This window comes from Aeromonas sp. QDB34, from assembly GCF_027705405.1.
In the GTDB taxonomy this organism is placed as follows: Bacteria; Pseudomonadota; Gammaproteobacteria; order Enterobacterales; family Aeromonadaceae; genus Aeromonas; species Aeromonas hydrophila.
In genome coordinates this window covers 85,299-99,953 of the sequence record NZ_JAPDBT010000009.1, presented here as the reverse complement: position 1 = coordinate 99,953, position 14,655 = coordinate 85,299, and the positions used below count along the sequence as shown (strand labels likewise).

The following is a 14,655-nucleotide window of genomic DNA, read 5'->3' as shown; positions in this document are numbered from 1 at the left end:
GCCGGATCCTGTCGACCCCGGTGCTATGATAGCGACTCTTCCATCTCGATGAGGACTTCTCATGTCCCGATTGCGTCTGTTGCTGTCCGACTCTCACGACCCCCTGTTCAACCTGGCGGTGGAGGAGTGCATCTTCCGCCAGATGGATCCGAACCAGCGGGTGCTGTTCCTGTGGCGCAACGCCAATACCGTGGTGATTGGCCGGGCCCAGAACCCCTGGAAGGAGTGCAACACCCGCCGCATGGAGGAGGACGGCGTGACCCTGGCCAGGCGCAGCAGCGGCGGCGGCGCCGTGTTTCACGACCTTGGTAACAGCTGCTTCACCTTCATGGCGGGCAAGCCGGAGTATGACAAGAGCATCTCCACCGCCATCGTGCTGGACGCGCTCACGCGGCTCGGGGTCGAGGCTTTCGCCTCCGGGCGCAACGATCTGCTGGTGGCGACTCAGGATGGGGAGCGCAAGGTGTCTGGCTCGGCCTATCGGGAGACCCATGATCGCGGCTTTCACCACGGCACCCTGCTGCTGGACGCCGACCTCGGCCGGCTCGCCAACTACCTCAATCCCGACCCCAAGAAGCTGGCGGCCAAGGGCATCAGCTCGGTGCGCAGCCGGGTGGCCAACCTCTGCGAGCTGCTGCCGGGCATCGATCATCAACAGGTGAGCGAGGCGCTGCAGGAGGCCTTCTTCAGCCACTATGGCGAGCGGGTGCAGCCCGAGCATATCTCCCCTGAGCAGATGCCCGATCTGCCCGGCTTTGCCGACACCTTCGCCCGCCAGCGCAGCTGGGAGTGGAACTTCGGCCATGCGCCGGCCTTCAGCCATCAGCTGGACGAGCGCTTCAGCTGGGGCGGGGTGGAGCTGCACTTCGACGTGGAGAAGGGGGTGATCGGGCGGGCGCAGATCTTCAGCGACAGCCTGGATCCGGCGCCGCTCGATGCGCTGGCCGCGCGGTTGCCCGGCACGGCCTACCGCGCCGATGCCCTCGACGACTTGCTGCGCCAGTGGCGCAGCGAGTTTGCGGCCCGCCAGAGCGAGCTGGAGGAGCTCTCTCGCTGGTTGCTGGCGGCGCTGCGCTGACGCTTTTCTCGCCGATGGGGCGGGTGGATCACAAAATCAAAAGAGGCGCCCGAAAGGCGCCTTTTTGCCAGCCGCCGTCCGCCCTCATGCATGACAAAAAGTAGGGGAGGCCATTAGATATTGTCGCTGTTTCAAACGGCGACCCGGGGGTATAAGGACTGCACATTTGCTGTACTAATGGTATAAAAATGAGTGACTTGGTCTATTTGAAAGATGAAGGCGTCAACGCCATCCACCCCGAATTCGAACGTCGTTTTACCACAGTCAAAGCCAACTTCTTCTCGCGCAACCCCGATCTCTGGCCGGTCTTTCGTGAACCCGGTTTTGCCACCCTCAACGAGTTTCGCGCCCGCGGCCTGGCCCCGGCGGCGCGGCTCAATGCCTGGCCCGATGGCCGCGCCCGCCTCGCTGACTTGTGCGAGACCATGCCGGTGCCAGCCACCATGCGCACCCCAGGCGAGCCCATGGCCGAGTTGCTGTTTGCCGGCGCCCTGTCCAAAGACTGGGAGAACCCCTCCAGCGTCGAGAACGTTATCACCATGTCGGCGGATCCCGCCATCTACGGCGCCCAGATGGGGATCCTCGCCAACCCCAACCTGGTCTACTCCGAGTATGCCGGGGTGGCCGAGGAGCTGGAGAAGAAGGTGGTACGCCAGATAGCGCTGCTGGCGGGTTACGATCCGGCCCGCGCCACCGGCATCTTCACCCAGGGGGGGACCTTCTGTAACCTCTATGGCTACCTGCTCGGCATCCGCAAGAGCCTGCCGGAGGCCAAGCACAAGGGGCTCGGCCACTATCAGGATTACCGCATCATCAACTCCCAGGGAGGCCACTACTCCAACATCACCAACCTCTCCCTGCTCGGGGTCGACATCGAGAACAAGACCATCCGCATCCAGGTCGGCGAGAACAACGACATCGATCTCGACCACCTGGAGCGCACCCTGACCGCCTGCTTCGCTCTGAAACACGTGGTGCCCACCATCATGCTCACCATGGGCACCACCGACACCTTCGGGGTGGACCAGGTGAAACCCGTGGTCGAGCTGCGGGATCGGCTCTGCGAGCGCTTCGAGGTGGCGGTCAAGCCGCACATCCACGTCGACGCCGCCATCGGCTGGTCGATGATCTTCTTCCTGGACTACGACTTTGCCGCCAACCCGCTGGCCATCAACAGCGCCACCCTGGCGGGGATCGAGCGCAACGTGAGCCGCTTCGCCGAGCTCAAATACGCCGACTCCTTCACCGTTGACTTCCAGAAGTGGGGCTATGTGCCCTACACCTCCAGCCTGGTGATGATCAAGGAGCAGGACGACCTCAAGGCGATGGAGAACGACCCGGAGAACTTCTCCTACTTTGAGCGGGATATTCAGGGCCAGACCCACCTGCAGTCCACCATCGAGTGCTCCCGCGGGGCGAGCGGCCTGTTCGGTGCCTATGCGGCGCTCAACTACCTGGGGGTGGAGGGCTATCGCACCGTGCTGGCTCACTGCCTGCAAAACGCCAACTACTTTCGCTTCCGGTTAAGCCAGCTCGGTAACGTCATGCTGGTGGCCCAAGAGAACCAGGGGCCGAGCGTGGGTTTCAAGATCTACAACTCCGAGTGGGTGCAGGACCCCGACGCCGAGTTCGCCTTCGAGCTGGCGCGCAGCCCGGATGCGGCCTACAAGGCGCGCTTGCAGCGCAACACCGACTACCACCGCAGCCTGTTTACCGGGCGCGGCAAGGTGGGGCTCTACACCAACTGGGTGGAGGCCATCGCTCACTCCGACTATGACGCCCGCGGCAAGTACTCCTACATCGCCGGGGAGAAGGCGGTCTTCATGAACCCGGCCTGCGGCCGCGAACAGATCGACGCCTTTATCGACCATATCCGCGGTTGATGGTGCAGCAGTGACGGGGCGCAGGCGGGTTTCCCCCTGCGCCCTGTTTTTTGATGCGCCAAGCAATTGAATCAAAAGGGCTTGCTTGCGAATGGCTCGGGAAGTGTGAGGCGCTGCACGTTCCTCCCTTCTGTCTCCCTTTCTGACTTTTATCCCCCTGTTTTTTCCGTACGGTATGGACTCCAACGGGTTGATTTTCAGCCGTGGACATCAACAAAGGAGTCGTTATGGACAAGCACAGACGCAGAGTGACCCTGGGGCTGTTGAGTACCCCCCTGATCGCCACCCTGGCCGGTTGCAACAGCAGCAATGACAGCCAGGGGAGTGCGGCGGATTTTCGCACCACCCTGACCGATCGGCTGAGCGCCGAGCTGCACGACGAGCAGACGGCCCGCCAGCTGGCCCCCTTCATCGAGGAGGCCTGCTTCAACATGACCCCGTCCCGGGTCGCCATCGACCAGGCCCATTGCGTCATCGCCTTTGCCTTCGGCAACCGCCCCAACGCCTCGGGCGACCCGGATGAACTGGCCGAGCCCGGCCCCATGAACGAGGCGCTGGCCGCCTGCTGCGCGGCCCTCTATCGGCAAAAGCCGGTGCCCATGTACGTGCAGTGGGAGATCGCCCGCTTCCTCGACTCGGCCCGCTATCCGGACATTCCGGCCCGGGATGTCATCTCCATCGAGCCTTACTGGGATGATGAGGGCAAGCTGGTCTACCTCAGCACGGACGGGGTGGTGGAGGCCATCGTCAGGGATTATGCCGGCGGAGAGGCCGCCTCCCTCGGCACGGCGGCCGTCATAGGTCATCGCGACCACGTCAAACGCTGCATCATCACCTGCCGTGCCCGCAAGGTGACGAGCCATGCCCCGGAGGGGATCGAACTGCCCGTCTGGTATGACGAGCAATCCGATCAACCCTGGACCCGTCGCCGCGACCTCTATGTATTGCAGGACATGTCTGTTCAGTTGCTCGGGATAGCTCAGGCGAATATCGCTCAGGCTTATCCGAACGGCTGAGGACGCCGCTCGGCGGATGGTGCAGTAGCGGATGGTGCAGTAGATGGTGCAGTAAAAGAAAACGGCGGGATGATCCCGCCGTCTTTTATTGAAATGACTCCGCTTACTGTTTCTGGATGGCGGTCACGGTGAGCTTGCCGGCCGGGTTCTCGGCGTGAAAGCGCACCGCATCCCCCACCTTCAGATCCTGGAGCAGGGCCGGATCGGCCACCCGAAAGACCATGGTCATGGCGGGCATCTTGAGGTTGTCGATCGCCTCGTGCTTGATGCCGACCTTGCCGTTGGCCGCGTCGATGCGGCTGATGACCCCCTGGGTCATCGCCATCTCGCCCATCTCGTTCATGCCTTCCATCTGGCTCATATCGTGGCCGGCATGGTTCATCATCTCCTCGGCCTGCAGGCCGGTGTGGGTAGCAAGGCCAAGCAGCAGGGTCAGGGTCAGCGTCTTGTAGTTCATGGTGTTTCCTCGTCGTTTATTCAGATTCTTGGTTGTCAAAAAGGGCGCTGCTACCGGGTTAGCCGGCGGGTTGCTGCTCGGTCGCGCCCAGGTGCCGGCTGCGCCACAGGTAGTAGGCGGCGGGCAGCACCAGCAGGGTCAGCACCAGCGCACTCACCATGCCGCCGATCATGGGGGCGGCGATGCGCTGCATCACCTCGGAGCCGGTACCGTGGCTCCACATGATGGGCAGCAGGCCGGCGATGATGGTCACCACCGTCATCATCTTGGGGCGCAGGCGCAGGGCGGCGCCGTGGATCACCGCCCGGTGCAGGCCCGCCTGGTCCGGCTTGCCGCTGGCCACGAGGTCATCCCAGGCGTGGTTGAGGTAGACCAGCATCAGGACGCCGGTCTCCACCGCCACCCCGGCCAGGGCGATAAAGCCCACTCCGACCGCCACCGAGAGGTTGAAGTCCAGCAGCCAGAGGGTCCAGATCCCGCCCACCACCGCCAGCGGCAAGGTGGTGAGAATGAGCAGCACCTCCTGGAAGCGGCGAAACGCCAGATAGAGCAGCAGCACTATGATGGCGACCGTGAGCGGCACCACGTAGGCGAGGCGCGCCTTGGCCCGCTCCATGTATTCGAACTGACCGGACCAGGTGAGGGCGTAGCCCGCCGGCAGCACCAGCTGTTTGTCCACTTGTGCTTTGGCTTCATCGACGAAGGAGCCGATGTCGCGGCCGCGAATGTCGACGTAGACCCAGCCGTTGAGGCGCGCGTTTTCACTGCGCAGCATGGGGGCCTCGTCGCTGATGTAGACCCGCGCCACGTCCGCCAGCGCGATGCGCGCACCGCTCGGGGTGACCAGCGGCAGCAGTTCCAGGCTGGCCACCGAATCGCGATAGCTCTGGGGATAGCGCAGGTTGATGGGGTAGCGCTCGCGCCCCTCGATGGTCTGGCCCACCTCCATGCCGCCCACCGCGGTGGCGAGCACCGCCTGCACGTCGGCGATGTTGAGGCCGTAGCGGGCCGCCTTGAGCCGGTCGATATCCACCTTCACATAACGGCCACCGGCCACCCGCTCGGCATAGACCGATGAGGCGCCCTCCACCTTGCCGACGATCTGTTCCAGCTGCTGGCCGAGCTGCTGGATCACCTTGAGGTCGGGCCCCGCTATCTTGATGCCTACCGGGGTCTTGATGCCGGTGGCCAGCATGTCGATGCGGGTTTTTATGGGGGGCACCCAGGCGTTGGTGAGGCCGGGGAAGCGGATGAGGGAGTCGAGCTCTTCTTTCAGCTTCTCCGGGGTCATGCCGGGGCGCCACTGGTCGCGTGGTTTGAGCTGGATGCTGGTCTCCATCATCACCAGATCGGCGGGGTCGGTGGCCGATTCGGCGCGCCCCGCCTTGCCGAACACGTTCTGCACCTCGGGCACGGTACGAATCAGCTTGTCGGTCTGCTGCAAAATCTCCCGCGCCTTGCCCACCGAGATATTGGCCGCGGTGGTGGGCATGTACATGATGTCCCCCTCGTCCAGCGGCGGTATGAACTCGGAGCCCAGGTACTTGAGCGGCCAGAAGCCCGCCACCGTCACCACGGCGGCGATGGCCAGGGTGGTTTTCGGACGGGCCAGCACGGCCTTGAGCAGCGGCACATAGCCCTGGCTCAGCCAGCGGTTGAGCGGGTTGGCCTGCTCCGCCAGCACCTTGCCACGGATGAAGTAGCCCATGATCACCGGCACCAGCGTGATGGCGAGCCCGGCCGCCGCCGCCATGGCATAGGTCTTGGTGTAGGCGAGCGGGTGGAACATCCGCCCCTCCTGTGCCTCCAGCGCGAACACCGGCAGGAAGCTGATGGTGATGATCAGCAGGGAGAAGAAGATGGCGGGGCCTACCTCGATACTCGCCTCGGTGATGATGCGCCAGCGGTTCTTGTCGGTGAGCGCCTCCCGCTCCATGTGTTTGTGGACGTTCTCAATCATCACGATGGCACCATCCACCATGGCACCGATGGCGATGGCGATGCCGCCGAGCGACATGATGTTGGCGTTGATCCCCTGCAGGTGCATCACGATAAAGGCGGTCAAAATCGCAATAGGGAGGGAGATGACCACCACCAGGGATGAGCGCAGGTGGAACAGGAAGGCGAGACAGACCAGCACCACCACCGCGAACTCCTCCACCAGCTTGCCGGAGAGGTTGTCGATGGCGCGCTGGATAAGGTCGGAGCGATCGTAGACGGTGACGACCTCGACCCCCTCCGGCAGGCTGCTTTTCAGCTGGGCCAGCCGCGCCTTGACCCCGTCGATGGTGTGCTGGGCATTCTCGCCATAGCGCATGACGATGATGCCGCCCACCACTTCTCCCTCGCCGTTGAGCTCGGCCAGACCGCGCCGGCTCTGGGGCCCGGTGACCACATCCGCCACGTCACCCAGCAGCAGCGGGGCGCCGCGCACATTGGTACCGAGCGGGATCTGCTTCAGATCCTCCACGCTTTTCAGATAGCCGTTGGAGCGCACCATGTACTCCGCTTCCGCCATCTCGATGACGGAGGCGCCGGTCTCCTGATTGCCCTGCTTGATGGCGGTTTCGATAAGGGAGAGCGGGATGCCGTAGGCGCGCAGCTTGTCCGGGTCGACCCGCACCTGATACTGGCGCACCATGCCGCCCACGGTGGCGACCTCGGAGACTCCGTCCACCGTCTGCAACTCGTACTTGAGGAACCAGTTCTGCAGCGAGGTGAGCTCGCTCAGGTCATGCTTGCCGGTTCTGTCCACCAGTGCGTACTGGTAGACCCAGCCCACCCCGGTGGCATCGGGGCCGAGCTGGGGACGGGCGGAGGCGGGCAGGTTGGGCGCAACCTGGCTCAAATACTCCAGCACCCGGGCGCGAGCCCAGTAGAGGTCGGTGTTGTCGTCAAACAGCACATAGACGAAGGAGTCGCCGAAGAAGGAGTAGCCGCGTACCGTGGTGGCCCCTGGCACCGCCAGCATGGCGGTGGTGAGCGGATAGGTCACCTGATCCTCCACCACCTGGGGTGCCTGGCCCGGATAGGCCGTCTTGATGATCACCTGCACGTCGGAGAGATCCGGCAGGGCGTCCACCGGGGTCTGTTTGACCGACCAGAGCCCCCAGGCGGTGAGCATGAGGGTCAATAGCAGCACCAGAAAGCGGTTGCCCACGGACCAGCGAATGATGGAGGGGATCATGATCTGGCTCCTCCCTCTTGGCGTGGCGTGAACGGCAGGACATGGTTGCTAGTCAAACGGTAAGAGCTCGACGGGATCATGACTTGGCTCCCATATCGTGCTGGCTATGGTCCTTGCCTTCCATCTTGCCCATCTCATCCGTTGCGGGCTTGGTGGTGTCACTGCTTGCCGGCGTTTGCTCCTGATGGATGCTGGTGATGCGGTACTCATCCCCCTCCTGCATTACTTGCAGGTGCAGGGTCTGTCCCTCGGCCAGCTTGCTGATATCGACCTCATCGGCGACGGCGAACTCCATTTCCATGGCGGGCCACTGCCACTCGGGGATGGGCTGGTGGGAGACCATCAGGGTGCGGTTGGCCAGATCGATGCTTTCAACCTCGCCCTGGGTCCACACCTGGGCGGGGCGCACCGCCGTCATGCGCTGGAAGTCAGAATCGATGGCCGATTCAGAGTCGAGCAGGAACTGGGCCGAGCTGACGATGCTGTCCCCCGCTTCGACTCCCTCTTTGATGGCAACCTTGTCACCAAACTGGGGACCCAGGGTGACGGCGACCGACTTGAAGCTGCCATCCCCCAGTGCCAGCACCAGCCGGTCCTGGCTGCCGGTACGGATCACCGCTTCGCTCGGTACCACCAGCCGGGGTTCTCCCTGACCGGTGCGAATGCTCACCTTGGCGAACATATTGGGTTTCAGAAACTCGTCCGGGTTGGCAAAGCGCAGCCGCACCTTGAGAGTACGGGTGGCGGCATCCAGGGTCGGGTAGAGGTAATCGACCCGGCCCTGCCAGTGGCGGCCGGGGGCGTAGTCCAGGGTCATGGTGACCGGATCGCCCACCTTCAGCTGGGCCGCCTGGCGCTCGAACACCTCGGCGCTCACCCACACCTGCTTGAGAGTGCTGATATTAAAGAGCGCCGCGGCGGGCTCCACATACTGGCCTTCGCGCACCTTCAGCTCGGAGACATAACCGCTGCTGGGGGCATAGATGCGCACCGTCTCCTGCACCTGACGGCTGCGCTTGAGGGCTGCTATTTGATCCGCCGGCACCTGCAGGGACTTGAGCTTGCCCTCGGCGGCGCGCAGCAGCAGCGGGTTGGCTGTGTTGAGGGCGAGCAGGTATTCGTGCTGGGCGTTGACCAGATCCGGGGCGTAGAGCTCGTAAATCAGGCTCCCCTTGCTCACCTTCTGCCCCTCGCTCTTGATGACGAGGGTGCGGATCCAGCCCGCCATGCGGGCGTTGACCGCCTCCAGCCTGTCCTCGTCATAGCCGACGTAGCCCACCGTCTCGATCTGCTGGTGGATGGGCAGTTTCTCCACCTTGGCGAGCCGAACCCCCAGGTTCTGTTGGATCTCGGGGCTGATGGTGACTGTGCCCGGTGAGCCGCCCTGTTTTTCCTCATAGACGGGGATGAAGTCCATCCCCATGTTGTCCTTGGCGGGGGCATCGCGCTTGTCGCGCGGATCCATGGGGTTGACCCAGTAGAGCGGTGTCTTCTCCTTGGCTGCAGTGCCAGTTGTGGTCTGTTTGGCGGCCCAGTAGCCGCCACCGGCACCGAGGGCCAGCAGCAGGGCCGATACCAGCAGTTTCTGGCTCATCGCACACCCCCATTCAGTGGCAGGGGGACAAGGTTCTTGGCGGCGATAAGGCCGGTAACAGGGACAAGTGACATCATATCTCTTCTCTTGTGCAGGCCGCCGGACGGGAGATGGACAAGGCATCACTCGAGGGATTGGCGGCAAACGGGGCGCAGCTGTGTCAGCGCGCACGGCTCCCTGCGAGCGGGCCGGTTTGGCCAGAGCGCAGGGTCAGGCAAGGCGGCAGAAAACGGGCAAGCCGAGGCTTGCTGTTGCCGCGAGAGAAGATCTTTCTAGTGGCGCAGCACCGACAACATCAAGTGTCGGCGCGGCCAGGAGGGAGGGTGGGTGCCGCGGGATCGCAGGAAGGGATCCCGCAACCAGTTGTCCAGCACGCTGCTCGCCGTCCCGAGGGGCAGCAGCAGCGGCAGAGCGAGCAGGGTCAGCAGGGCGGCCAGCAGCGGCAGGCCGGGAGTGCCGGTCGAGGTGAGCCCGCCGTGCATCTGGCACTCCTGGCTGGCGGCATCTTGCGCTCCCGCCTCCGGGCTTGCCCCGTGACAGGAGAGCCCCTGCATGGCGCTGTCGCTCATGGCCTGATTGCCGTGAGTCATGGCGGCGTTGAGGGCATCCACCCCGTGCCAGCCGATGCAGAGGGTGAGATTGCAGACGAGCATCAGCCCCAGCAACAGCCGGGCAATGCGTTCGATGGGCAATCTCGCTACGAGCATGGGGAAAATCCTGACAATGACTAGGGGCACTGTAAACCTTACCTTGAGAGCAAGGTCAAGGTATGTGGGCAACGGGATGTCGGCTGCGTGATCCCGCTCGCGGCTCGGGCCCGGATGCTGGGTGTTGGCCCGCCTGGCGGATAAAAAAAGCCCCCGCATGGCGGGGGCTGTGACTCAGGATTTACGACTTGGGTTGCACCGTCTTGCCGCCGGCGCGTTCCGAGCGCCGCATGATGAGGCGGAAGAACAGCGGGATGAAGAAGATGGCGATGAAGGTCGCCGCCAGCATGCCGCCGATGACCGGCCAGCCGAGGGCATGACGGCTCGCCGCCCCGGCGCCGCTGGAGGTGACCAGCGGCACACAGCCGAGGATGAAGGCCAGCGAGGTCATCACGATGGGGCGAAAACGCAGCCGCGCCGCCTCCAGCGCCGACTCGATGAGACTCATGCCTTCTTCGTGCTTCATCACCGCGAACTCCACGATCAGGATGGCGTTCTTGGCCGCCAGGCCCACCAGGGTCACCAACCCTATCTGGAAGTAGACGTTGTTGGTCAGACCCACCAGCCAGGTGGCCAGCAGGGCACCGAACAGGGCGAACGGGACGGCGGTGATCACCGCAAACGGCAGGCTCCAGCGTTCGTACTGGGCCGCCAGGATGAGGAAGATCATCACGATGCCGAAGCCGAACGCGGTGCCCGCACTGCCGGCGGCCGCTTTCTCCTGATAGGCGGAGCCGGTCCACTCCAGCTTGGCGTCGTTGCCGAGGGACTCATCGGCCACGGCTTCCAGCGCGGCGATGGCCTGGCCGGAGCTGTAGCCCGGCGCCGGCTGCGCCATGATCTTGGCCGCCTGGAAGATGTTGAAGCGCTCCACCAGTTCGGGGCCGGTGGCATCACGCACCGTCACCAGGCTGCTGAGCGGGATCATCTCCCCCTTGTCGGAGCGCACATAGACGTTGCGGATGTCGCTCTTCTTGGCGCGGTAGTCCGCCTCGGACTGCAACTGCACCCGGTAGGTACGGCCGAACTGGTTGAAGTCGTTGACATAGACCTGGCCGAAGGTGGCCTGCATGGTGTCGAACACGGCGTTGATGGGCAGCCCCAGCGCCTTGGCCTTCTCGCGATCCAGATCGAGATAGACCTGGGGCACGTTGGCGCGGTAGGTGCTGGTCACGCTGGCGAACTCGGGGCGCTGCTTGGCCGCCTCGAGGAAGCGCTGCACCTCGGCCGAGAAAGACTGGGCATTGCCGGTGCTGCGGTTTTGCAGGTAGGCCTCCAGCCCGCCGGTGGTGGACATGCCGGTGATGGGGGGCGGGTTGAAGGAGGCGACGAAGCCGTCCGCCAGCCCCATCAGGCTCATGCCCTGGAAGGTCTTGGCCAGGGAGAAGGAGTCCTGCCCGGCACCTTGCCGCTCGCTCCAGTCCTTGAGGGTGATGAAGCTGATGCCGCTGTTGCTGATGATGGCGTTGGATAGGATGTCAAAGCCCGAGAAGGTGATGACGTCCTTCACGTTGGGGTTGGCCATCGCCATCTGGTCGAAGTCGTTCGCCACCGCCTGGGTGCGGGTGAGGGAGGCCGCATCCGGCAGCATGACGGCGGAGAGCAGGTAGCCCTGATCTTCGTTCGGCACCAGCTCGCCCGGCACCTTCATCAGCAGGCCGTAGATGGAGACCAGGATGAAGGCGATGATGGTGAACGCCACCCCAACCCGGCGGTTGAGGAAGGCGACCCCGCGCACGTAACGGCGGGTGAGGCCGTCGAAGGCGTTGTTGAACCAGACGAAGAAGCGGGCCGGCTTGTGGTGGCCCTCTTTGAGCAACACGGCACAGAGGGCCGGCGACAGGGTCAGCGCCACCAGACCGGAGATGGCCACCGACACCGCCACCGTGATGGCGAACTGCTTGTACATGACCCCGGTCATGCCGCCCATGAAGGCGACCGGCAGGAACACGGCGCACAGCACCAGCACGATGGCGACCACCGGACCGGAGACCTCCTGCATGGCGAGGATGGCCGCCTCTTTGGGCGAGCACTTCTTCTCCTGCATGATCCGCTCGACGTTCTCCAGCACCACGATGGCGTCATCCACCACGATACCGATGGCGAGCACCATGCCGAACAGGGTCAGCAGGTTGATGGAGAAGCCTAGCACCAGCATGCCGGCGAAGGTCCCGATCAGCGACACCGGCACCGCAATACAGGGGATCAGGGTGGCGCGCAAATTCTGCAGGAACAGGTAGACCACCACGAACACCAGCACGATCGCCTCGAACAGGGTGTGTACCACCTCCTCGATGGAGATCTTCACGAACTCGGTGGTGTCGTAGGGGATCTGGTATTCGATGTCCTGCGGGAAGCGCTCCTTGAGGCGCAGCATGGTGGCGTGCACCTGATCGGCCACCGCCACGGCGTTGGCGCCCGGTTGCAGATAGGTGGCGATGCCGATGGCCGGTTTGCCGTTGGCCTTGGCCAGCAGGTCGTAGTCCTTGCCGCCGAGCTCGACCCTGGCCACGTCCTTGACCCGGATCTTCGAGCCGTCCGGCATGGAGCGGATGATGATGTTCTGGAACTCGCGCACATCCTCCAGCCGTCCCTTGGTCTGCACCGTGTAGGTGAAGTCGATGGGAGCCGTGGTGGGCTGGGCGCCGATCTTGCCGGCCGCGAACTGGGTGTTCTGCTCGCGGATGGCGCCGATCACGTCGCTCGGGGTGAGCTCGAGCTGGGCCAGTCGATCTGGCCTGAGCCAGATGCGCATGGCGTAGTCGGTGCCGCCGAACAGGGTGGTGTCACCGACCCCGGGAATCCGCTTGAGCTCGTCGATGATGTTGAGCAGGGCGTAGTTCGACAGGTAGGTGGTATCGAAGGTGCCGTCAGGCGATTGCAGGGTCACCACCTGCAGGATCGAGGTCGATTTCTTCTTGACCGTCACCCCCTGCTTCTTCACCTCTTCCGGCAGCTGGGCCATGGCGGCCGAGACCCGGTTGTTGACGTTGATGGTGGCCTGATCCGGATCGGTGCCGATCTCGAAGTAGACGTTGAGGTTCATCTGGCCGTTGGAGGCCGACCCCGACTGCATGTAGAGCATCCGCTCCACGCCGTTGATCTGCTGCTCGAGCGGCGCGGCAACGGTCTGGGAGATCACCTCGGGGGTGGCGCCCGGATAGAAGGCGGTGACCGACACTACCGGCGGGGTGATCTGCGGGTACTGCTCGATGGGCAGGGATCGCATCGCCGCCAACCCGCCCAGCACTATGATGATCGAAATCACGCTGGCGAAGATGGGGCGTTCGATGAAGAACTTGGAAAACATACGAACTCCTTACTTGGCCGCGGCCTGGCCGACCATCTTGGTGGTGATCGCCTTCATCTCTTCGGCGGATACGGGCTTGACCACGGCGCCGGGCCGGGCCTTCATCAGCCCCTCGACGATGTAACGCTCACCGGGTTCGAGGCCGCTGTCGATCAGCACGCCGCTGTCGACCACGGAACCCAGCTTGACCGGACGGGGCACCACCTTGTTCTCTTTGTCCACCACCATCACCATGCGGTCGGCCTGGGACTGGACGATGGCGCGCGGCGGCACCAGGATGGCATTTTTGCGGGTGCCCAGATCGATGGTCATGCGCACGAACTGGCCCGGCAGCAGCACGCCGTCCTTGTTGTCGAAGATGGCGCGGGCCCGGATGGTGCCGGTCTGCGGGTCGACCCGGCTGTCGGAGAAGTTGAGCTTGCCCGCCTCGGGATAGACGGAGCCGTCTGCCAGCCGGATGTGGGTGCGCCAGTTGGTGGCATCCTTGGCCTCAATCAATCCCTTTTTCACCGAGTTCTCGAAGTTGAGGCGATCCTGCTCCGAGTAGGAGAAGTTGACGTAGAGGGGATCGAACTGGGTGATGGTGGTGAGCAGGCCGTTTTCGCCGCTGGTGGAGATGAGGCTGCCCTCGGACTGGGAGCTCTTGCTCGCCATGCCGTTGATGGGGGCGGTGACCTGGGTGTAGCTGAGGTTCAGTTCGGCCTCTTTCACCTTGGCCTGGGCGGCCTGATGGCTGGCGATGGCGGCCTCGTAGTTGGCGATGGTGTCGTCATAGTCCTTGCGGCTCACCACCTGGCGCTTGAACAGCGGGATGATGCGATCCCGGTCGGCGCGCGCCTTGTTGAGGCGGGCCTGCTCCTGGGCCAGGGTGCCCTTGGCCTGCTCCAGCGCCACCTTGTAGGGCTCGGGGTCGATCAGGAACAGCGCCTGACCGGCGGTGACCGGCTGCCCCTCGATGTAGGTGCGCTTGAGCAGGATGCCGCTCACCCGGGAACGCACGTCAATTTCGCGAAAACCGGCGGTCTCGCCCACCATCTCGGTGGTCATCGGCACGTCGGTCAGCTTGACCTCGGCCACCACCACGGGCACCGGCGGCAGCGCCTGGGCTCCGGCGGTTGGTTCATCACCACAGGCGGTCAGTGCGCTGGCCAGTGCCAGGGCGATACAGCCGCGTTTGAACATCTCTTCCCTGACGTATTGCACCTTCATCATCACACTCCTGTGGGATGGTGCGCGATTGCCGCGCCCAGCCTTTTTCTTCATGAACATGGTTAACTGCATGGTTACAAATTTAACTCATTGGATTACTGACAGTTTTCTAATGATAGAGCACGAATATTGAACCCAGGCTGCTCGACACTGAAAGTTGTCGGTGTCGATCGCGCAGTGGCGGAGGGGGCCGCGACAATTTGTGTCAGGCAGG

9 protein-coding genes are annotated in these 14,655 nt (G+C 63.8%); 3 read left to right on the top strand and 6 right to left on the bottom strand.

Features of this window, described 5'->3' with window-relative positions; genetic code table 11:
• Window positions 1-61: 61 nt before the first annotated feature.
• The 3 genes from OKC29_RS13770 (at window position 62) to OKC29_RS13760 (ending at window position 3,977) form a co-directional block, all read left to right on the top strand.
• Window positions 62-1,078 (top strand): lipoate--protein ligase A, encoded by a 1,017-nt coding sequence (locus OKC29_RS13770; protein ID WP_073351034.1) that lies wholly within the window; start codon window positions 62-64, stop codon window positions 1,076-1,078.
• Between the two features lie 188 nt (window positions 1,079-1,266).
• The gene (locus OKC29_RS13765) at window positions 1,267-2,961 is read left to right on the top strand and encodes a pyridoxal phosphate-dependent decarboxylase family protein (RefSeq protein ID WP_073351033.1); all 1,695 of its coding nucleotides are present in this window, start codon (window positions 1,267-1,269) and stop codon (window positions 2,959-2,961) included.
• Between the two features lie 227 nt (window positions 2,962-3,188).
• Window positions 3,189-3,977, top strand: a complete 789-nt coding sequence (locus OKC29_RS13760; protein WP_073351031.1) for a hypothetical protein — start codon at window positions 3,189-3,191, stop codon at window positions 3,975-3,977.
• 103 nt (window positions 3,978-4,080) lie between these two features.
• On the opposite strand, the gene OKC29_RS13755 is transcribed toward OKC29_RS13760, so the two are convergent.
• The 6 genes from OKC29_RS13755 to OKC29_RS13730 all read right to left on the bottom strand — a co-directional run bounded on the left by OKC29_RS13755 (window position 4,081) and on the right by OKC29_RS13730 (window position 14,441).
• Window positions 4,081-4,434, bottom strand: coding sequence for a copper-binding protein (locus OKC29_RS13755; RefSeq protein WP_073351029.1), 354 nt, complete (start codon window positions 4,432-4,434; stop codon window positions 4,081-4,083).
• Between the two features lie 58 nt (window positions 4,435-4,492).
• Window positions 4,493-7,621, bottom strand: a complete 3,129-nt coding sequence (locus OKC29_RS13750) for an efflux RND transporter permease subunit (protein ID WP_073351027.1) — start codon at window positions 7,619-7,621, stop codon at window positions 4,493-4,495.
• Between the two features lie 76 nt (window positions 7,622-7,697).
• Complete coding sequence (locus OKC29_RS13745) at window positions 7,698-9,215, bottom strand: efflux RND transporter periplasmic adaptor subunit (protein ID WP_073351025.1); 1,518 nt, start codon at window positions 9,213-9,215, stop codon at window positions 7,698-7,700.
• A gap of 272 nt (window positions 9,216-9,487) precedes the next feature.
• Window positions 9,488-9,922 carry a hypothetical protein gene (locus tag OKC29_RS13740; RefSeq protein WP_162275745.1) on the bottom strand — a complete coding sequence of 145 codons (435 nt, stop codon included), beginning with the start codon at window positions 9,920-9,922 and terminating at the stop codon, window positions 9,488-9,490.
• 181 nt (window positions 9,923-10,103) lie between these two features.
• Window positions 10,104-13,232: an efflux RND transporter permease subunit gene (locus OKC29_RS13735; RefSeq protein WP_073351021.1), complete on the bottom strand. Its 3,129-nt coding sequence runs from the start codon at window positions 13,230-13,232 to the stop codon at window positions 10,104-10,106.
• Window positions 13,233-13,241: 9 nt separating this feature from the next.
• Window positions 13,242-14,441 carry an efflux RND transporter periplasmic adaptor subunit gene (locus tag OKC29_RS13730; protein ID WP_073351020.1) on the bottom strand — a complete coding sequence of 400 codons (1,200 nt, stop codon included), beginning with the start codon at window positions 14,439-14,441 and terminating at the stop codon, window positions 13,242-13,244.
• Window positions 14,442-14,655: the final 214 nt, after the last annotated feature.

What these genes read in the sequence shown, in the direction of transcription:
- OKC29_RS13730 (WP_073351020.1), bottom strand. Translation starts at nt 14,441, where the DNA reads ATGAAGGTGCAATACGTCAGGGAAGAGATGTTCAAACGCGGCTGTATC.
- OKC29_RS13740 (WP_162275745.1), bottom strand. Translation starts at nt 9,922, where the DNA reads ATGCTCGTAGCGAGATTGCCCATCGAACGCATTGCCCGGCTGTTGCTG.
- OKC29_RS13735 (WP_073351021.1), bottom strand. Translation starts at nt 13,232, where the DNA reads ATGTTTTCCAAGTTCTTCATCGAACGCCCCATCTTCGCCAGCGTGATT.
- OKC29_RS13745 (WP_073351025.1), bottom strand. Translation starts at nt 9,215, where the DNA reads ATGAGCCAGAAACTGCTGGTATCGGCCCTGCTGCTGGCCCTCGGTGCC.
- OKC29_RS13760 (WP_073351031.1), top strand. Translation starts at nt 3,189, where the DNA reads ATGGACAAGCACAGACGCAGAGTGACCCTGGGGCTGTTGAGTACCCCC.
- OKC29_RS13770 (WP_073351034.1), top strand. Translation starts at nt 62, where the DNA reads ATGTCCCGATTGCGTCTGTTGCTGTCCGACTCTCACGACCCCCTGTTC.
- OKC29_RS13750 (WP_073351027.1), bottom strand. Translation starts at nt 7,621, where the DNA reads ATGATCCCCTCCATCATTCGCTGGTCCGTGGGCAACCGCTTTCTGGTG.
- OKC29_RS13755 (WP_073351029.1), bottom strand. Translation starts at nt 4,434, where the DNA reads ATGAACTACAAGACGCTGACCCTGACCCTGCTGCTTGGCCTTGCTACC.
- OKC29_RS13765 (WP_073351033.1), top strand. Translation starts at nt 1,267, where the DNA reads ATGAGTGACTTGGTCTATTTGAAAGATGAAGGCGTCAACGCCATCCAC.